The sequence below is a fragment of the Aquirufa sp. genome (assembly GCF_964796385.1).
Map to the genome: position 1 here is coordinate 20,049 of NZ_CBAUBA010000026.1, position 18,490 is coordinate 38,538.

Genomic DNA, 18,490 nt, shown 5'->3' on the forward strand with positions numbered 1-18,490 from the left:
AGCCTACGCATCATATGTTAAAACAGGACTCAACCAACGCTCAATCTCTTCTAGTGCCATGCCTTTCCGAGCTGCATAATCCACAACTTGGTCTTTGGCAATTTTACCTAAACCAAAATACGTACTTTCTTCGTGCGCGAAATAAAATCCAGAAACTGCCGATGCCGGATACATCGCGTAACTTTCTGTTAATTGAATGCCTATCTGCTTCTCAGCATCCAATAATTCAAACAGACGTTTCTTTTCCGTATGATCAGGACAAGCAGGATATCCTGGCGCAGGACGAATACCTTGGTATTTTTCCATAATTAACTCTTCATTACTCATGGACTCATCAGCCGCATATCCCCAGTATTCCCGACGTACCCGCTCATGCATTAACTCAGCAAACGCTTCCGCCAAACGATCCGCTAATGCCTTAACCATGATGGAGTTATAATCATCATGCTCCGCCTCATATTTCGCTAATAATGCTTCAATTCCAATACCTGTTGTCACCGCAAACGCACCCACATAATCCGTTTCTCCCGTCGATAATGGAGCAACAAAATCACTTAGGCAACGATTAGGTAAAGAGGCCGACTTCTGGCCTTGTTGGCGCAAATGATGCAACCAAGCCGTCGAATCCGAAGTCTCATCTTTACGCTGAATGTTAAACGACGTATGTGCATGCACTCCATGTTTTTCACAGGGTACTTCTTGCACCTTTTCTTCAAAATCATGTAAAATTATATCGTCACCCAAGGAATTCGCAGGAAAAAACCCAAGCGCAGCTTTAGCCGTCAATAACTTTTGGTCTATGATTTCTTGTAGTAAGGTTTGGGCATCATTAAATAATTTACGCGCTTCCACGCCAACCGTCTCATTATCAAAAATACGCGGGTATTTCCCAGACAATTGCCACGTGGAGAAGAATGGTGTCCAATCAATGTATTTCGCGATTTCAGCCAAGGAATAATCTTGGAAGTATTTCACACCCAAAAATGATGGCTGATTTGCTTTAAATCCTGTCCAATCGATGCCGGATGGCTTTTGACGCGCCTGCGCAATTGATAAATAATTTTTCTCTTGTTGGCGCGCCGCATGCGACACCCGCAACTCCGCATATTCTTTTTTAATATCCGTAAAAATCTCTTGGGCTGTCAACTCACTTTGAAGCAAACGTCCCGCCACAGGTACAGACCGCGAAGCATCTAATACGTGAATCACGGGTCCACTGTAATGTGGATCAATTTTAACCGCCGTATGGATCCGTGAAGTAGTAGCTCCACCAATTAACAAAGGTATGGTAAATCCAAGGCGTTCCATCTCCTTCGCCACATACACCATCTCATCTAAAGAAGGTGTAATCAGACCTGAAAGACCAATTATATCAACTTGATGTTCTTTGGCAGCTGCTAAAATCTTTTCGCAGGATACCATCACGCCAATGTCGATTACTTCGTAATTATTACAAGCTAAGACAACACCAACAATATTTTTACCGATGTCATGGACGTCGCCTTTTACGGTAGCCATTAATATTTTACCAGCGGATGAACTTTCGCCTCCTTGTTTTTCAGCTTCGATGAAAGGTAATAAATAAGCAACGGCCTTTTTCATGACGCGTGCCGACTTCACCACTTGGGGTAAAAACATTTTTCCTTCGCCGAACAAATCACCGACCACATTCATGCCATCCATCAAAGGACCCTCGATTACTTGGATAGGCCGCTCAACCAATTGGCGCGCTTCCTCCACATCCTCATCAATAAATTCCGTCAAACCTCTAATCAATGCATGCTCAAGTCGCTTACTAACAGGTAATTGGCGCCATGCATCATCTACCACAGCTTCCTTCCCAACTGACTTAACTGTCTCAGCGAAATGAACTAGTTTCTCGGTAGCTTCGGCGTTACGATTTAACAAAACATCCTCGCACAAATCACGTAAAGATGGTTCAATTTGATCATAAACGCCTAATTGACTCGCATTTACAATCCCCATATCCATACCCGCCTTAATCGCATGGTATAAGAAAACGGTGTGCATCGCTTCGCGAACAGGTTCATTTCCGCGGAAAGAAAAAGAAATATTAGACACCCCACCCGATACTTTGGCGTGAGGTAAATTTGCTTTAATCCACTTAGTAGCCTTGATAAAATCATTTGCATAATTATTATGCTCATCAATTCCAGTAGCAACCGTTAAAATATTCGGATCAAAAATAATGTCTTGCGCAGGGAATTTGACAACATCAACCAAAATACGGTAGGCACGTGTACAAATCTCAATCCGTCGCTCGTACGAATCCGCTTGACCATCTTCGTCAAACGCCATAATCACGACAGATGCGCCATATTGCTTAACCTTATTCGCTAATTCAATAAATCGCTCTTCTCCTTCTTTCAGGGAAATCGAGTTAACAACTGACTTACCCTGCACGCATTTCAAACCAGCTTCAATCACCTCCCACTTAGAAGAATCAATCATGATCGGTAAACGCGCGATATCGGGTTCAGCCATTAATAAATTCAAAAACTGTGGCATCATTTTGACGCCATCGATCATCCCCTCATCCATGTTGATGTCCAAAATCTGAGCACCACCATCTACTTGTTCACGCGCCACGGCAATCGCTTCCTCAAAATTTTCTTCTCGAATTAAACGGGCAAATTTCTTAGAACCAGTCACGTTGCACCGTTCACCGATATTGACAAAGATAGTTGGCTCAAAAATTTCCAAAGGCTCCAAACCAGATAGCTTCTGATTTTTCGTATTGTCGGGAATAACATGGGGCTTATATTTAGCAGCTATTTCAGCAATTGCTTGAATATGGGCAGGCGTCGTTCCGCAACAACCTCCAATAATATTAACAAAACCATGTTGCATGAAATCCTCAATGACCTCCGCCATTTCCTCTGGCGATTCATCATATTCTCCCATCTCATTCGGCAAACCTGCATTCGGGTGAGCCGATACAAAAAATGGGGATTTATCGTTTAGCGTTTTGATGTAAGGTCGCATCAAATCTGCCCCTAATGCGCAATTTAAGCCCACGGATAAAAGTGGCATGTGTGAAATTGAGGTTAAAAATGCCTCTGTCGTTTGACCTGAAAGCGTGCGTCCCGAAGCATCCGTAATCGTCCCAGAGACCATGACGGGCAAATAGGGTTTGGACGGATTTGCCTTGAAATAGTGATCAATCGCGAAAAGTGCTGCCTTCGCATTTAGTGTATCAAAGACGGTTTCTACCAATAATAAATCAGCACCACCGTCCACTAAACCACGTACTTGTTCTGTATAAGCTTCAACCAATTCATCAAAAGTAACGGCTCGAAACCCGGGATCGTTAACGTCCGGAGATAATGAAAGTGTCCGATTCGTCGGTCCGATTGAACCTGCGACATAACGTGGTTTTGCGGGATTTTGCGCTGTAAATTCATCCGCGGCTTCCCGCGCAATGCGTGCAGATTCAAAGTTTAATTCATACACCAATTCCTCCATGTGGTAATCGGCCATCGCAATGGAGGTACCCGAAAAGGTATTTGTTTCCGCGATATCCGCTCCTGCCGCAAAATATTTGGTATGTATTTCTTTGATTACATCTGGACGTGTGAGTGTCAAAAGGTCATTATTACCCTTTACCTCATGTGGAAAATCTTTGAATCGATCGCCACGATAATCAGCATCCGATAATTTGTATTCTTGAATCAAGGAACCCATTGCGCCGTCCAACACAAGAATCCGGTTGCGCAATTGTTCGTAAATAGATGGCTTCTGCATATGAGTGCAAAGATACCAAAATCAGAGGAATTGAAGCAAGAATTAAGCGCCTAGAAAGCCCATTTTTTTGATTTTTTCCAAATCTGCAGGACTATCAATCCCAATCGTTTCATATTCGGTTTGAATGGTCTGGATGACATAGCCTTTTTCTAGCCAACGTAATTGCTCTAAAGACTCCGCTAATTCTAGCGCTGAGGGCTTTAAAAGACTTAATTCACGCAATGTGTCAGCGCGATAGGCATATAAACCGATGTGCTTATAAAAGGGGTGATGGGCCAACCAATCTTCTTGCGCCACCCCGCGTAAAAACGGAATTGTTTGACGTGAAAAATATAAGGCATGACCTAACTCATTGATAACAACCTTAGGGGTATTGATTGAAAATAGGGTGTTTTCGTCCTCCACACGCTTAATTAAGGTCAAAATAGGCGCATTTGTGGCAAACCCAGCGGCCAATTCCGTAAGTTGGGCCGGCTCAATAAAAGGCTCATCCCCTTGAATATTAACAACATAATCAACAGGCTCCCCCAATTTCTCCATGACCTCAGCACAGCGATCCGTACCTGAAACATGATCCTCTCGCGTCATACATACTTCTGCCCCAAAAGCTAAGGCGGCTTGTTGGACCCGCACGTCGTCCGTCGCAATAATAATGCGATGCCAACCAATCACTGCGGATACGCGCTCAAATGTTCGCTCTATCATCGATTTACCTCCAATATCCACTAGAGGTTTACCCGGAAAGCGCGTAGATGCGTAACGGGCGGGAATCACGGCAATAACTTTTTTACCTTGCATCATGAGAATAGAAGCGGTTATGCTAAAATTTTCACCAAATTTGCACATAATTTGCGGGGAATCCGTGGGACAAAGGTGGAAAAAATACACACGCATACTTTTTCAGGAAATATATGGAGCACCGGATACTACGGTGATGCCCAGCATCCTAAATGCTGGATTGAGACACGTGTTAATGAAACCTGCCAGTGGCATGAGGTAGATTTGATAGACTTTAGTACCCGCGAAATTCCATTTCCGGCGGAGGCCAACAAACCAAAAAGTTGGCTCACGGGCATTCAAAACATGGCTGTTTTCCTTTGTTTACATACGGGAAAAAATCCAGGAATTGAGGCAATTGAAGGATATGATTTAGCAACAGGCAGAAATGTCTATCGGGTTGAATTGACAAATTGGATCGCATTGGAGGGAATCTATTTACGCACCCAAAAGGGAGATATAAACTTGCAAACGGGGATTTATGAGACACAGAAATCAATAAAATGGCAAGGCGTTTCATTTGAATCTCCCCAGCATTTTGAGGAAAGTCAGCCGGGATTAGAGGCTTTTCAAAAGCTATTTGAGCAAAAATTTGGAGAAACGATTGCAAAAGGATTGGATTACTGGGAAGGTTCTGATAAGCTAATTTTTTCTTATTACCTTTACGCGCAGGGCTGGAAAAATCGATTGCGCATTTGCACGTTTGATTTCCAGACACTCCATGAAGAAACGCTAGCAGAAGGAGAAAAAATTGGCTTTCAAACGTTTCAAATCGTTAACGGACATTTGGTATACATACGAGATAAACATGAATTAGTGATCTATGCGGACATTTAAACTAATCTTTTTACTGGTTTTTGGATTCACACTTGCTACAAAGGCCACGTCACTTGACTCTTTAGGACTTAAAAAGGAAAGTAACAAAACGTACATCGTCTACAAAGTAGGATCCAAGCAGACATTGTTTTCTATATTAAAGAAATACAACCTTTCTTTAGCTGAGTTTAAGCAAGTAAATCCAGAAATTAGTATTCCAGTAAATTCGGGTGAAATTGTCTTTATCCCGGTCCATTATCTGGACGAGAGTACAAACACGCTTCTTTCTGTGGCTAAGCCAATTGAAAAAGTATCATTAGAAAAACCGAGCAACGCATCGGGCTTGCACATCGTTGCCGCAAAACAAAGTTTATTAACCGTTGCAAATCTCTACAAAGTCACGATGGCAGAATTGCGCAAATGGAATAACTTGACGACGGATGTATTAAAAGAAGGCCAACGCCTTCAAATCTCTGGACCTACAGCGGTGGATAAATCCACTTTAATGCCAAGCAAAACACCAGAAGCTGTCAATACCGAAGCTGATATTAGCAATAATGATGGCTTGCGAAAAACCATTGAAACGGGAATTGCCGAATTAATTGACGTACCAGACAATTCAGGTAAATACTTAGCCTTACATAAATCTGCTCCAATCGGCACATTAGTACTTGTTAAAAATTTAGCCAACAATCAGAGTATTTGGGTAAAGGTAATTGGTCGTTTACCGAGTTCAGATAATAAATTAATCATCAAATTATCTCCGAAAGCATTTGAACGATTAAATGCGATTGACAAACGTATCCGCACTGAAATCAGTTATTTAGTTCAATAATGGCCAAACGAAAAAGACCTATAACAGCTGGTAAGGTAGCATTCGAGATCCTATTTATTCTCTCCTACCCGTTTATTGCTGCATTTTCTGCAACCATAACTGTCTTTGTTTGGATACTTTCCTTACCCTCAAGGTTACTTGCATTTTTCGGCAATAAATAAGCGCCATGGAGCAGCATATCCAAAACCTCTTGGATTCCAAATATGCATTTTTCAATCATCCTCGTTTCATCGAGCATGACCCGATTCTAATACCACATGCATTTAGTCACCAACCAGACATTGAAATCATGGGATTTTGGGTGGCGATGTTGGCCTGGGGCCAACGAAAAACCATCATATCCAATGCAAACGAATTAATCCAATTGTTTGATGGTGCGCCACACGCGTTTATTATGGGCCATCAAGCGCATGATTTAAAACGTTTTGAAACCTTCAAGCATCGGACCTTTAATTACACAGATACCTTGTATTTTATCCGATTTTTTAATCGGCATTTTTCACAGCACACGAGCCTTGAAGCTGCGTTTAGTACGCAATACAATCCCGCAGAAATAACTGTTGAAGCTTCCATAAATCGCTTTTTTCACCATTTTTTTGATGATGAATTTGCGCCAAAGCGCACGCAAAAACATGTTTCAGCTCCTTTTAAAAAATCGGCGTGTAAACGAATTTGTATGTATTTGAGGTGGATGGTACGAAAAGATGAATTTGGTGTGGACTTTGGTATGTGGAACAATATTAAGCCATCCCAACTCGTTTGTCCGTTGGACGTTCATGCGCAACGGACAGCTGAAAGTTTACATTTAGTTTCTCCGGGGCCTGCAAACTGGAATAAAGCATTGGAATTAACAGAATCATTGCGTCAACTAGACCCCCATGATCCTGTAAAATATGATTTCGCCCTGTATGGAATGGGCATTGAAGAAAAAACGATTTGGCAATGATCATCGAACAAAACGAACAACTGATTTCATTAGTTAATCCGAGCAACCATGCGCGCGTGGAAATTAATCTAGGTGCGGGAGGATTACTGACACGTTACGACGTGGAAGTTAGAAAAGAGCTTTTAAACGTCGTAAAACTGCCCTTTTCTGACCGATACCCCTTAGAATCTAACCCATATCATCCTTCGGCTTGGTTAAGTCCTTGGGTAAACCGTGTTCGAAATGGAAATTATTCTTTTGAAGGCCGAAATTATCAGTTGGCCATCAATGAACCAGATTTAGGCAATGCGATCCACGGTTTAGTAGCGCGAATCCCATTCATTTTAACAGCTTCAAAGGCAACGGAAAATGAGGCCTCGATTCGAATTAGTCATGTTAATGAAGGCGCTGTAAAAGGCTACCCCTTCCCATTTCAATTTTCAATCGAGTATACCTTTGAAAAAAGTGGTGGATTGCGGGTCAATTTACATGCTAAAAATACAGGGTCAACTAATATGCCATTTGCGTGCGGTTGGCATCCATATTTCGGTTTTCCAGATACGTTATTGGATAAACTCGAAGTGAAATTTGCTTCAAAATCGCGCTTTCTGTCTGATTCACAAATGATTCCCATGCACGAAGAAGCGTTTGATCGATCCGAACCGATTGCTTTAGCGACAGAAAAACCAGATCATGTATTTCGCTTAAAACCCATGGAAAAACATGTAACTGAATTATATGATAACCAACGAGAAATCAGCCTTTACCTAGAGCAATCCAGTATCGAATTCCCATTCCTAGTCGTATTTGCAATCGAAGATCAAAACGCTGTGGCGATTGAACCAATGACTGCCAATACCGACGCCTATAATACCGGTGATGGCTTACTCGTTTTGACTCCCGACGCCCAATTCGACGCAGAAGTTTATTTATGGGTAGGAAAAGGACGCCAAGCAGTGCGGTAGGCCAAATCATTTTTGTACATTTGTCGACATGAAATCACTATTTACATTCATTTTTTGCATTCTTTTTGCCTCAGGCCAACTGTTTGGTATGGTTAAAGCGGATAGTTTGGCACAACAATGGAAAAAGGATTTTAATACGGGTATTAACCTAAATCAATCCAGCTTCAGTGATAACTGGAAAGGAGGAGGTTCAAATACCTTTGCGATTGGTTGGTTTTTAAATCATTCCGCTAAAGTTGTCAATAAAAATTGGCGATTAAATAGTGATCTAAATCTGCAAGTAGGATTTTTACAAAACAGAACGCAATCACTCCGAAAGAACGTCGACCGTATATTTTACGAGTTTAAAGCTGGTTACCGCATAAGTCCCAAATGGGATTTTTATGGTTCGACCAACTTTCAATCCCAATTTTTCAAAGGTATTGAGTACAGCAAAAAGAATAAATTAGGGTTTCCCATAGATTCACTCGTTTCAAATATCTTTGCACCAGCCTATTTGACGACTTCGATGGGCTTGGAATACCATCCGCAAAAATCATTTTACACACGAATCGGTATTGGAAGTTTACGCCAAACGTTTGTCTTCGATGAGCGTATTTCACGCGCGGGATTGTATGGATTGGAGCGTCCAGGAGATAATATTAGAAATCAATTCGTCTTTCAATATTTAATGAACGTAGAGAAAGAAATTTTTCAGAACATAAATATGAAGGCTCGTTATTCAGCGCTTATAGACTATTTCAGACTTGGGAAAACGGATGGAATTGTACACAGACTGGATGCCAACTTTACCATGAAGGTGAATAAATATGTGTCAACAAACCTACAAGCTGTTCTTTTCCGAGATTATGACCAAGATCCCAATTGGCAATTTTCGCAAATTTTAGCCATGGGCGTGTTGTACCGATTGGGTAATTAAGTAGTTGAGCGCCGGCGTGCCTGCATGCGTTCATGTAACATTTGAATAATTCCATCTTTCAAACCAAGGTCAGGAACAAAGATTGTTTCACATCCTGCTAAGTTCATCGCTAATAAATAGATCGATGCCGCCGGCACAATAACATCCGCGCGATCCGTATTTAAACGCAATTTATTCACACGTTCTTCATAACTGTAAGAGCCAACAAAATCAGCTATCCGCTTCAATTCCTCAAAATCCATTGTTTTTTGCTCGTCTACCTGCGTCGATAAGTTGTACAACTTACTGATATTTCCACCAGTACCAACAGCATATACCGGACCGGAAATAGTGCTTTTTTGAAGGCTAATCCACTGCTGCATTTTCTCCCAATCTCCCGCTTTCTCCTTGCCCTCCAGCAATCGTACAGATCCGATCTTGAAGGATTTGGTTGCAAATTTTTCTTGATTTCGGTAAAAATTCAGCTCCGTTGAACCACCACCAACATCAATATGCAAGTAATTTTTTTTCGGATTTAGCGATTTCACAACGACATCATTGATGAGCTCCGCCTCGCGCGTTCCGTCAATCAATTGAATTTTCATGTCCAAAATCTTATGGACGCGTGTAATAATTTCAGCTGAATTAGTAGCCTCACGCATCGCTGAGGTAGCACAAATGGCATAATCCTGTACCTCATGCAAATCCATTAATAACTTGTAAGCGTGCATTAATTTAAAAATTCGCACCTCCGATTCAGGACTAATAGCCCCGTCGGTGAACACATCATGCCCCAAACGAAGCGCGAATCGAACATATTCTACACGCTTAAAACTGATCATCCCCTCATTGTCGAGCACAGATGATATCTGAAGACGTGCGGCGTTTGAACCTATGTCGATAGCAGCGAATTTCATTAGTTTACTTTAGGTTTATGTAAATAAAAGCCATTGGCGCCGGGATCGAAATCAACCTCAGTGCCTACGACAAATAACATTTGGCGTTTGTCGATGACCACCGGTATTTCAGCAATCAGGTATTGGTCATCAAATTCCGATTTTTGATCAAACCCTAAAACATAGGTTCCACCGCAAGCTCCACCTCGCATACCTATGCGAACATATGGCTCTGGCATAGAACCATTTTCAATGATGCTACGTAAATTTTCACGTGCAGAATCAGTAAAAGTAACGGGTGAATTATTTGACATACAAAAACGATTGCCTGCGCAAAAATAGTTAAATTTAGCCTGCTATTTCACGAATGAGTGGTTAACAAATTTTAATTTTTACACACACAATAATTCGGACACAAACAAGTTAAGGTTAAAAACGCAACGATGATTTATTCCATTCTTTGGGCAGACGACGAAATCGACTTACTTACTCCCTACATTATATTCCTTGAAAATAAGGGCTATCAAGTTACTTCGGTCAATTCAGGTGCAGATGCGCTTGATTTAGTCAATACACAAAAATTCGATGTCTTGTTTTTGGATGAAAACATGCCTGGTATGTCGGGCCTCGAAGTCTTAATTGCCATAAAAAAAATACGTCCTAACCTCCCGGTTATCATGATTACGAAGTCAGAAGAGGAGGAATTAATGGAAGATGCGATTGGATCAAAAATTGCGGATTACCTCATAAAGCCACTAAATCCAAATCAATTATTACTTTCTGTCAAGCGAATTTTTGACAAGAAGCGCTTAGAGGAGGAGAAGACGAATTTAAGTTACCAGCAAGAATTTAGGGAATTATCGATGCGTTACCAAGACCGATTAAACGCCGAAGAATGGGCTGATATTTATAAGAAACTAACGTATTGGGAATTAGAAATTGATCAAACTGAAAACAAATCCATGTCGGAGGTTTTAATCAATCAAAAATCGGAGGCGAATGTTCACTTTTCAAAATTCATTGAAAATTCATACGAAAATTGGCTCCAGCGTCCGGATGCGAATACGCCCGTTTTGTCGCATTTGATGATGCGTAAATTTGTGTTTCCCCGGATCAATGACAAATCGCCCTTATTCTTTATTTTGATTGATAACCTACGTTACGATCAATGGAAAACACTCGAGATATTTATACAGGAGTACTTCCAGATGGAAGAGGAGAAAACCTATTATTCTATATTACCTACCACAACGGCCTATGCCCGAAATTCCATTTTTGCGGGAATGATGCCATCCGAAATCCATAAAAATTATCCGGATAAATGGGTGTTTGATTTAGGAGATTCTGAAGATGAAGAGGGATACAATAAACATGAGGAATTTTATTTAAATGAACAATTGAAGCGTTTACGTATTCCGGCAAAAGCTTCTTATCATAAGATTATCCATCAATACCAAGGAAAGCAGTTGGTGGACAACTTCAACAAACTACTCACTAACCAGCTAAATGTAATCGTTTATAACTTTGTAGATATGCTCTCGCATGCGCGTACAGACATGGCGATGATCAAAGAATTAGCTCCGGACGAATCTGCTTACCGAAGTTTAACGGCTAGTTGGTTCCAGCATTCCCCCCTCTTCGATCTACTAAAACGTATTTCGGATAAAAAGGGCCGGGTAATTATCACAACAGATCATGGTATGATTCGGGTACAAAATCCAATTAAAATCATCGGAGATCGAAGCACGAATACCAACTTGCGTTACAAACAGGGAAAGAATTTGAATTGGGATCCGTCGAATAAAATGTTTGTAAGCCGTAAGCCAGAGCAGTTATTTCTACCGAAGCCAAATATGTCTACAACTTATGTGTTCGCGAAAGATGATCACATGTTTGCCTACCCAAATAACTACAATCAATACGTAAACCATTACCGAAATACATTCCAACATGGAGGCATTTCGTTAGAAGAATGCATTATACCAGTTGCTTATTTAGTGGGAAAATAACTTAGATTGCTGCAGTTGGTTCGATTTTACCACCTTCGCACTTCAAAAATTTACCCGGCACCTGACGCATGGTGTTGTAATCATGGCTTGCCATAATAATGGCCGTTCCTTGCGCAGTCAACTCTTTGAATAACTGCATAATTTCTAAGGAGACCTCGGGATCCAAATGGCCCGTTGGCTCATCCGCCAACAACAACAAGGGATTATTCAAGATTGCCCGTGCAATACAGATTCGTTGCTGCTCACCACCTGACAACTTATGGACACGTTTGTGAATAGAATTAGACATGCCTACACGAGAAAGCACATTTTCAATTAACGATTTAATTTCTGCTTGATCCGTATGGCCAGTAGCTTCTAGAACAAAAGATAGATTTTTTTCTACGTTCCGATCGGTCAGTAAATGAAAATCCTGAAAGACAAACCCTAATTTGCGACGCAAAAATGGAATATCCTTGCGTTTGATGGTTGCTAAATCATAGCCGACAACCTTAGCTTGTCCCTCATCGATGGGTAATTCAGCGAAGATTGATTTAAAAAAAGTACTTTTCCCGCTTCCTGTACGTCCAATCAAATAATAAAATTCCCCTGCCTCAACTGAAAGATTGATATCTGTTAAGGTCGGGATCCCCTCTTGGGAAATACTTACATGCTCAAAAGACAGGATGGACATAAAATTATTGGTTTACTTTGGCGTGATCAGCTAAAAAAGTAGCTAGACCCGAATCAGTCAAGGGGTGTTTTGATAAAGCTAAAATGGCTGATAATGGTCCAGTCATGACATCTGCAGCTGCTTCAGCACATTTGATGATGTGCATTGGGTGGCGAACAGAGGCTGCAAGAATTTGTGTATCAAATTCGTAATTATCATAGATCAAGCGAATTTGCTCGATCAACTCAATACCGTCAAATGAAATATCATCTAAGCGTCCAATGAATGGAGAAACGTAAGTTGCGCCAGCTTTGGCAGCTAAAAGAGCTTGGCCTGCTGAGAACACCAACGTACAATTTGTTTTAATACCGCGATCTGAGAAATATTTCAAGGCTTTGATACCTTCTTTGATCATGGGGATTTTAACAACTATTTTTTCGTCAAGTTCAGCTAATTCCTCACCTTCACGAATCATACCATCATAGTCTGTTGCAATAACTTCCGCAGAAACATCGCCATCTACGATATCGCAAATGGCCTTATAGTGACGTAAAACATTATCTTTTCCACGAATACCTTCTTTTGCCATTAATGATGGATTGGTTGTTACACCATCCAAAACCCCAAGATCTTGGGCTTCCTTAATTTGTGCCAAATTTGCTGTATCAATAAAAAATTTCATGCTTGTACGATTTAGATGAACAAAAAAATGGCAAATTCACCGCTACGACCTACCTACCCTTGCTTCGATCAAGACCTGGGGGATTCAGAGGGAGCTGGTAATTTGCCACTGCAAAGATGCGACAATCACCGCTTTTTTCAAAAATATATGTCAATAATTTCCAATTTGACAGTAACTTTATTCACTATTAAAAAAATATGCGATTTACCTATTTCATACTATTCAGTCTACTTACCTTATCCTGTTCTTCAGATGCAGATTCTTGGCTTGAGGAAGCCAAAAAACGGCTAAAAGCAGGAGAAACTGTTTCAGCCAAAGAAGCCATCAAAAAGGCAATCGAAAAAAATCCTGGTTTAGCTGAGGCCTACAACCTACAAGGAGTAATTCTGTTTCAAGAAAAAGATTTAGCTGGTGCAGAAATACAATACCGAAAGGCAATTGAATTAAAACCGTCTTTGGTGCAGGCCCAACTGAATCTAGGTGCCTTATTAATGGAAAATGGGAAATGGAAAGAGGCATTTTTACCAACGGACGAAGCCGTTAAGCTTCAACCTGATTCCAGTGCAGGATATTTACAACGTGGAATTGTTTTAGCCGCCTTGGGGAAACCTACTGAGGCGAAAGCAGATTTTACACGTTGTCTGCAGATTACACCCACCGAAATAAATGCCCGCTATAATCGAGGTAATATCTATTTTCAAGAATTAAATTACACCGAAGCCATCCGAGATTTTGAGGCGAGTGTCACAACCAATACAGAATTTGCAAAGGGGTATTATGCATTGGGGCTTTCGTATTATTATGTTAAAGAAAAGGATAAATCTTGTTTAGCGCTCCAACAAGCCAAAAAATTAAAATATCCGGGGGCATCACAAGCCGTCAAAAACTTATGTAACGAATAAATAAATCGATCATGAAGCAACCCTTATTTATTGCTGGAATTCTGTTTACAGTAATTTTTACACTCTTTTCATACTGGCAATTAAATGACCCAGATCCGATTCTTTGGGTTCCTGTTTATGGCTCAGCAGTGTATGTTTCAATTCAAGCCGTTCGTGGAAAAGTTAATCGTGAATTGATAAGCATTCTTTTTATATTAAGCCTGATGGCTGGTATTCAACTTTGGAGCGAAATGACCGCCTGGGAAGGATTTATGACGGATGGTCTAGCAATGAAGACGATTAACCAAGAATTAGCACGTGAGGCTGTGGGTCTGTGGATCTGTTCATTCGCTCTTGCTTTATTATACAGCTTAGATAAACTAAAAAAACATGCTTGATCTCGGCTTAAATTCTGCCATTTTACCTGACTTGACCTTAGAGCAAGTTCTTGATTATGCACATCGGGCTCAATTTGCCTGCGTCGAAGTGATGTGCTGGCCCTCCACAAACGCGGATACCCGCAGATATGCTGGGGTTTCTCACATTGCAGTAGACAAATTGGATTCACTTGGACTTTTAAATTTAAAGACCTATTTGAAACAACATCCAGTAAAAATCTCGGCATTAGGCTATTATCCGAATCCCATGGATCCAGATGACCAACAAGCAGCTTTTTATCGGGAGCACATTAAAAAGGTAATTCACGCAGCCGCAGTATTAGAAATCCCAGTTGTCAATACGTTTGTTGGCCGCGATTACACAAAAAATGTGGCATCAAACATCACAAAATTCTCAGAAGTATGGCCCGAGATTATTGCTTTAGCTGATTCCTTAAATATAAAGATAGGAATTGAAAATTGCCCCATGTTTTTCTCCGACGATGAGTGGCCGGGAGGCAAAAATCTAATGACAACACCCAAAATTTGGGATCAATTATTCAGCATTATCCCATCAGCAAATTTTGGATTGAATTATGACCCGTCGCACATGGTTTGGCAGCAGATGGATTATTTATTCCCAATTCATCACTATGCAGATCGATTGCACCACATTCATTTAAAAGATGTAAAAGTGTATCCGGATAAATTAAATCGGGTAGGCATTCTTGCCAATCCATTGGAATACCATTCGCCCAAAATACCCGGATTAGGTGACATCCATTGGGGAAAATTCATTTCTGCCTTACACGATGTACGCTACCGTGGGCCCATCGTGATTGAAGTGGAAGATAAGGCCTTTGAGGGATCTGCTGAAGATATTAACAAGGCAATTCAAGCGGCCAGAAACCACATCAATACTTTTTTACCTTAATCAAAAACGGGAGCCAAATGGCTCCCGTTTTTGATTTTATTTACTTGGCCTTTTAAACAAGCTCGGATCTACGGGGACATTTAATTCCACCGATGTTGTATCCACTTGCATCATGCCGCCCATTGGGCTTGCCGCCTCAACTGTAAAAGGAAAAAATAAACCATCCACAGCTTTATAGTTTGAATAATTTACTTCTGTATCCACCGACTGACCATTCGCCTGAACTTTAGAAATTGTCTTAACGATGTAATACGTGGAGGAAGAAACGTAAACTTGAGAATCCTCTCCTCCCGCCTTAGATACTTTTAATAAAAACACATCCGCGCCATCTAATTTCTCTTTACTAACAAGTTCAATAGTAGCTCCCGTATTTTTCGCTTGAATCAAAGCTGAACCTAAACTCTTCTGTGATCCAGCTAATTTCACTTGCTCCCTTGGCATATCTTCTGGCTCACCCGTTCCGCCCATCATCGCTGGACGAATCATCCATCCTGAATTTTCATCCACTACGGTAATGATTTTGTTGCCCATTACTTCCACTTCGGTCCGAAATGCTTTGCCAACGGCCATCGAAGTTTTTGATTCGATATCCATTCCTTGAACACTAAATTTATTTTTGACAACGGCAGATTTAACTGCTGCCCATTTTTCAGAACTTCCCATAGCCGCTTCATGCTTAGCTAAAACCTCCTCCGTACTTTGACCAAAGGCAATCGCAGAACTTAAAAGCAGTAAGCCAGCGAACACGTGTGTAAAATTTCTTTTCATCTTTTTATTTTTTTTGAAAGGTAAATAAATATCTGATTTGAATTCGCAAATCATACAAATTTATCAGTTTACTGATTATTTTTTGGAATTGATCGCATGATGATACCCCAAGCTACAAGTCCTACGATTCCTGCCGCAAAAAATGCCGCACCAGGAAAATTATGTTCTCTCATAGTGAAATAGGCAAATAAATTAGACGCAAATAATGGGCCTAAAATTGTCGTAATGGACTGCAAACTGGTTAATCCTCCTTGAAGTTCACCTTGCTCGTTGGCCCCCACCTGCTTCGTAATTAAACTTTGCAACGCAGGTCCAGCTAATCCACCCAACCCAAATGGAATCATAAATGCATACATCATCCAAGATTCTGAGGCGAAAGCAAATAATAAAAAACCTGTAGCCCACAATAATAAACCATACGAAATCGCTTTGCGCTCCCCTATTTTTGGCGTAATTACACGCGTCAAACCACCTTGTACGACGGCAACGATTAGGCCCACAAAAGCTAATGAATATCCCACCTCGTCAGGAGTCCAGTCAAATACTTTCATCGTAAAATACGACCAGGTACTCGGATGCGCCTGACTGGCTAATTGAACACAAAAATAACCTCCTACCAAACCAAGTACCATCGGATGGTACTTCGACATGTGTTTCAGCGAACCAAAAGGATTAGCTCTTTTCCAATTGAATGGTCGGCGATTCGCCAACGAAAGTGATTCAGGTAACACAAAATAGCCATAAAGCGCATTGACCATCGTCAAACCTGCAGACGCATAAAAAGGTAAATGAATATCTATATTACCTAAAAATCCACCCACAGCGGGGCCAACAATAAACCCGAGACCAAACGCGGCTCCCACCATACCAAAGTTTTTGGCACGGTTCTCATCCGTAGAAACATCAGCGATATAGGCCTGTGCAGTCGTAAAACTAGCTCCCGTAATCCCAGCTAAAATGCGCCCCACAAACAACCAAGTAATGTTAGGCGCATTTGCCAGCAGTAAGTAATCCAATGAAAAACCAAAAAGAGACGCCAGAATAATTGGCCTACGTCCAAACTGATCAGAAAGTCCGCCCAAGATTGGCGAAAATACAAATTGCATAATAGCGTAGGAGGCCATTAGCCAACCCGAATATTGGGAGGCAATACTTAAATCACCCCCCGTAAATCCTCGAATTAATGTGGGCATCATCGGAACGATAATTCCAATTCCCATCACATCAATTACTAACGTAACAAATATAAACCCAATCGCTGCGCTTCGCTTCTTCTGTAACATGCATGTAAATTTGGACGCAATTTACTAAAATTGATAGGCAATTTTAGCCTGAAGAAAATCTTTACTTATTTGTGCGCATTGCTTAGGAGTCTTGGCTTTATCAGGAACACCATCTAATTCTACAATGGTCCAGCCGGCAAACTTAATTTTGTCTAATGCGGCGAAAACACCCACTAAATCTACGTTTCCTTGCCCTAATTCAACAAATTTATACGATTTAGGATTTGCATTACCTGTAATTGGACATTCAACATCCTTTACGTGAAGACTATGCAATACCTTTTTGTATTTAATTACAGCCTCCGCAGGTTTGCCTCCTCCTTGGTGATAATGTGCTACATCTAATAAGAGGCGAACATACTTTGGATCCATCGCTTGAACTAAGGCATCCACTTCCTCCGGCGTTTCGCCATATTGATTCATGTGGTTATGATACGTGGCTTGTATACCAATCTCTTTTGTTAATGCGCCAATTTCATTCATAGCTACTCCCAAACGCGCTAACTCATCGGCGGTTGGCGGCACATTATTTTTACGTAAACTATTCGTTAATTGAATAGATGTACCTCCCAAGGCTTTGACAAAACGTGCGTGATTCAAGTGCATCGCGGCATTTGCTTCTTTTTTTGCTGGGTCTATCTCCACATTGCCACTCGAGAACATGACTAAAGAAAGTCCTTTGGCATCTAGCAAAGCTTTCAATTCAGCAGGATTATCCTTGTATTTCGGATACGTATTCGCGCGCAATTGAATGCCCTTGTAACCTAATTCCGCTAATTCTTCAATAGCCTGTTCATCTTTCCCACCCCATGTAATGGCTGAATAGCCCATACGGTAGGTTTTGGATTTGGCAGTAGGGACAAATGCAGCGAAAGCCAAAAGTGAATTTTGCGCAATAAATCGACGACGTGAAAGCATAAATAAGAGGTTAGACGTTGGACGCTAGACATTAGACGCTAGACATCAAACTTGAGTGATTAAATAGGTTTATCAAAACAACAAAAAAATTAGAAAGAAAAAAGTGAAA

Annotated in this window: 18 protein-coding genes; 9 read left to right on the top strand and 9 right to left on the bottom strand. The window is 41.0% G+C overall.

The window, feature by feature from the left end; translation table 11 throughout:
- Positions 1–3: 3 nt before the first annotated feature.
- Positions 4–3,765: a methionine synthase gene (gene metH / locus AC1W6K_RS08695; RefSeq protein ID WP_481947188.1), complete on the bottom strand. Its 3,762-nt coding sequence runs from the start codon at positions 3,763–3,765 to the stop codon at positions 4–6.
- Positions 3,766–3,807: 42 nt separating this feature from the next.
- The gene (gene kdsB / locus AC1W6K_RS08700; protein WP_481947189.1) at positions 3,808–4,611 is read right to left on the bottom strand and encodes a 3-deoxy-manno-octulosonate cytidylyltransferase; all 804 of its coding nucleotides are present in this window, start codon (positions 4,609–4,611) and stop codon (positions 3,808–3,810) included.
- Between the two features lie 3 nt (positions 4,612–4,614).
- Here kdsB and AC1W6K_RS08705 point away from each other — a divergent pair, with 3 nt between their 5' ends.
- The 5 genes from AC1W6K_RS08705 to AC1W6K_RS08725 all read left to right on the top strand — a co-directional run bounded on the left by AC1W6K_RS08705 (position 4,615) and on the right by AC1W6K_RS08725 (position 9,002).
- A complete protein-coding gene (locus AC1W6K_RS08705; RefSeq protein WP_481947190.1) occupies positions 4,615–5,379 on the top strand; it encodes a hypothetical protein in 765 nt (254 codons plus the stop codon).
- The gene (locus tag AC1W6K_RS08710) at positions 5,366–6,193 is read left to right on the top strand and encodes a LysM peptidoglycan-binding domain-containing protein (protein WP_481721140.1); all 828 of its coding nucleotides are present in this window, start codon (positions 5,366–5,368) and stop codon (positions 6,191–6,193) included. The genes AC1W6K_RS08705 and AC1W6K_RS08710 overlap by 14 nt, the downstream gene beginning before the upstream one ends.
- Before the next feature lie 166 nt (positions 6,194–6,359).
- Complete coding sequence (locus tag AC1W6K_RS08715) at positions 6,360–7,139, top strand: TIGR02757 family protein (protein WP_481947191.1); 780 nt, start codon at positions 6,360–6,362, stop codon at positions 7,137–7,139.
- Complete coding sequence (locus AC1W6K_RS08720; protein ID WP_481721144.1) at positions 7,136–8,083, top strand: aldose epimerase family protein; 948 nt, start codon at positions 7,136–7,138, stop codon at positions 8,081–8,083. The genes AC1W6K_RS08715 and AC1W6K_RS08720 overlap by 4 nt, the downstream gene beginning before the upstream one ends.
- Before the next feature lie 28 nt (positions 8,084–8,111).
- A complete protein-coding gene (locus AC1W6K_RS08725) occupies positions 8,112–9,002 on the top strand; it encodes a DUF3078 domain-containing protein (RefSeq protein WP_481721146.1) in 891 nt (296 codons plus the stop codon).
- Here AC1W6K_RS08725 and AC1W6K_RS08730 read toward each other — a convergent pair.
- The gene (locus tag AC1W6K_RS08730) at positions 8,999–9,898 is read right to left on the bottom strand and encodes a Ppx/GppA phosphatase family protein (RefSeq protein WP_481947192.1); all 900 of its coding nucleotides are present in this window, start codon (positions 9,896–9,898) and stop codon (positions 8,999–9,001) included. The genes AC1W6K_RS08725 and AC1W6K_RS08730 overlap by 4 nt on opposite strands.
- Entirely contained in the window at positions 9,898–10,191 is a 294-nt protein-coding gene (locus AC1W6K_RS08735) for a HesB/IscA family protein (RefSeq protein ID WP_481947193.1), read from the bottom strand. The genes AC1W6K_RS08730 and AC1W6K_RS08735 overlap by 1 nt, the downstream gene beginning before the upstream one ends.
- A gap of 129 nt (positions 10,192–10,320) precedes the next feature.
- On the opposite strand from AC1W6K_RS08735, the gene porX reads away from it, so the two are divergent.
- Complete coding sequence (gene porX / locus AC1W6K_RS08740; protein ID WP_481721153.1) at positions 10,321–11,886, top strand: T9SS response regulator signal transducer PorX; 1,566 nt, start codon at positions 10,321–10,323, stop codon at positions 11,884–11,886.
- A 1-nt stretch (position 11,887) separates the two neighbouring features.
- On the opposite strand, the gene AC1W6K_RS08745 is transcribed toward porX, so the two are convergent.
- Together AC1W6K_RS08745 and fsa are read right to left on the bottom strand one after the other, a co-directional pair.
- Positions 11,888–12,559, bottom strand: coding sequence for a cell division ATP-binding protein FtsE (locus tag AC1W6K_RS08745; RefSeq protein WP_481721155.1), 672 nt, complete (start codon positions 12,557–12,559; stop codon positions 11,888–11,890).
- Positions 12,560–12,563: 4 nt separating this feature from the next.
- Positions 12,564–13,220: a fructose-6-phosphate aldolase gene (fsa, locus tag AC1W6K_RS08750; protein ID WP_481721157.1), complete on the bottom strand. Its 657-nt coding sequence runs from the start codon at positions 13,218–13,220 to the stop codon at positions 12,564–12,566.
- A gap of 197 nt (positions 13,221–13,417) precedes the next feature.
- Here fsa and AC1W6K_RS08755 point away from each other — a divergent pair, with 197 nt between their 5' ends.
- The 3 genes from AC1W6K_RS08755 to AC1W6K_RS08765 are packed head-to-tail and all read left to right on the top strand — an operon-like array spanning position 13,418 to position 15,412.
- Positions 13,418–14,122: a tetratricopeptide repeat protein gene (locus tag AC1W6K_RS08755; RefSeq protein ID WP_481721159.1), complete on the top strand. Its 705-nt coding sequence runs from the start codon at positions 13,418–13,420 to the stop codon at positions 14,120–14,122.
- 11 nt (positions 14,123–14,133) lie between these two features.
- Positions 14,134–14,499: a transmembrane 220 family protein gene (locus AC1W6K_RS08760; protein ID WP_395784345.1), complete on the top strand. Its 366-nt coding sequence runs from the start codon at positions 14,134–14,136 to the stop codon at positions 14,497–14,499.
- Positions 14,492–15,412, top strand: coding sequence for a sugar phosphate isomerase/epimerase family protein (locus tag AC1W6K_RS08765; RefSeq protein WP_481947194.1), 921 nt, complete (start codon positions 14,492–14,494; stop codon positions 15,410–15,412). Before AC1W6K_RS08760 ends, AC1W6K_RS08765 begins: the two co-directional genes overlap by 8 nt.
- A 36-nt stretch (positions 15,413–15,448) precedes the next feature.
- On the opposite strand, the gene AC1W6K_RS08770 is transcribed toward AC1W6K_RS08765, so the two are convergent.
- The 3 genes from AC1W6K_RS08770 to AC1W6K_RS08780 form a co-directional block, all read right to left on the bottom strand.
- Positions 15,449–16,180 (bottom strand): outer membrane lipoprotein-sorting protein, encoded by a 732-nt coding sequence (locus tag AC1W6K_RS08770; RefSeq protein ID WP_481947195.1) that lies wholly within the window; start codon positions 16,178–16,180, stop codon positions 15,449–15,451.
- Positions 16,181–16,248: 68 nt separating this feature from the next.
- Complete coding sequence (locus AC1W6K_RS08775) at positions 16,249–17,463, bottom strand: TCR/Tet family MFS transporter (RefSeq protein ID WP_481721165.1); 1,215 nt, start codon at positions 17,461–17,463, stop codon at positions 16,249–16,251.
- A gap of 24 nt (positions 17,464–17,487) precedes the next feature.
- Positions 17,488–18,381, bottom strand: a complete 894-nt coding sequence (locus tag AC1W6K_RS08780; RefSeq protein ID WP_481721167.1) for a sugar phosphate isomerase/epimerase family protein — start codon at positions 18,379–18,381, stop codon at positions 17,488–17,490.
- Positions 18,382–18,490: the final 109 nt, after the last annotated feature.

Coding starts and splice junctions, on each gene's coding strand:
- AC1W6K_RS08745 (WP_481721155.1), bottom strand. CDS start 12,559: ATGTCCATCCTGTCTTTTGAGCATGTAAGTATTTCCCAAGAGGGGATC.
- AC1W6K_RS08770 (WP_481947195.1), bottom strand. CDS start 16,180: ATGAAAAGAAATTTTACACACGTGTTCGCTGGCTTACTGCTTTTAAGT.
- fsa (WP_481721157.1), bottom strand. CDS start 13,220: ATGAAATTTTTTATTGATACAGCAAATTTGGCACAAATTAAGGAAGCC.
- AC1W6K_RS08780 (WP_481721167.1), bottom strand. CDS start 18,381: ATGCTTTCACGTCGTCGATTTATTGCGCAAAATTCACTTTTGGCTTTC.
- AC1W6K_RS08760 (WP_395784345.1), top strand. CDS start 14,134: ATGAAGCAACCCTTATTTATTGCTGGAATTCTGTTTACAGTAATTTTT.
- porX (WP_481721153.1), top strand. CDS start 10,321: ATGATTTATTCCATTCTTTGGGCAGACGACGAAATCGACTTACTTACT.
- AC1W6K_RS08720 (WP_481721144.1), top strand. CDS start 7,136: ATGATCATCGAACAAAACGAACAACTGATTTCATTAGTTAATCCGAGC.
- AC1W6K_RS08755 (WP_481721159.1), top strand. CDS start 13,418: ATGCGATTTACCTATTTCATACTATTCAGTCTACTTACCTTATCCTGT.
- AC1W6K_RS08765 (WP_481947194.1), top strand. CDS start 14,492: ATGCTTGATCTCGGCTTAAATTCTGCCATTTTACCTGACTTGACCTTA.
- AC1W6K_RS08715 (WP_481947191.1), top strand. CDS start 6,360: ATGGAGCAGCATATCCAAAACCTCTTGGATTCCAAATATGCATTTTTC.
- metH (WP_481947188.1), bottom strand. CDS start 3,765: ATGCAGAAGCCATCTATTTACGAACAATTGCGCAACCGGATTCTTGTG.
- AC1W6K_RS08725 (WP_481721146.1), top strand. CDS start 8,112: ATGAAATCACTATTTACATTCATTTTTTGCATTCTTTTTGCCTCAGGC.
- kdsB (WP_481947189.1), bottom strand. CDS start 4,611: ATGTGCAAATTTGGTGAAAATTTTAGCATAACCGCTTCTATTCTCATG.
- AC1W6K_RS08735 (WP_481947193.1), bottom strand. CDS start 10,191: ATGTCAAATAATTCACCCGTTACTTTTACTGATTCTGCACGTGAAAAT.
- AC1W6K_RS08775 (WP_481721165.1), bottom strand. CDS start 17,463: ATGTTACAGAAGAAGCGAAGCGCAGCGATTGGGTTTATATTTGTTACG.
- AC1W6K_RS08730 (WP_481947192.1), bottom strand. CDS start 9,898: ATGAAATTCGCTGCTATCGACATAGGTTCAAACGCCGCACGTCTTCAG.
- AC1W6K_RS08710 (WP_481721140.1), top strand. CDS start 5,366: ATGCGGACATTTAAACTAATCTTTTTACTGGTTTTTGGATTCACACTT.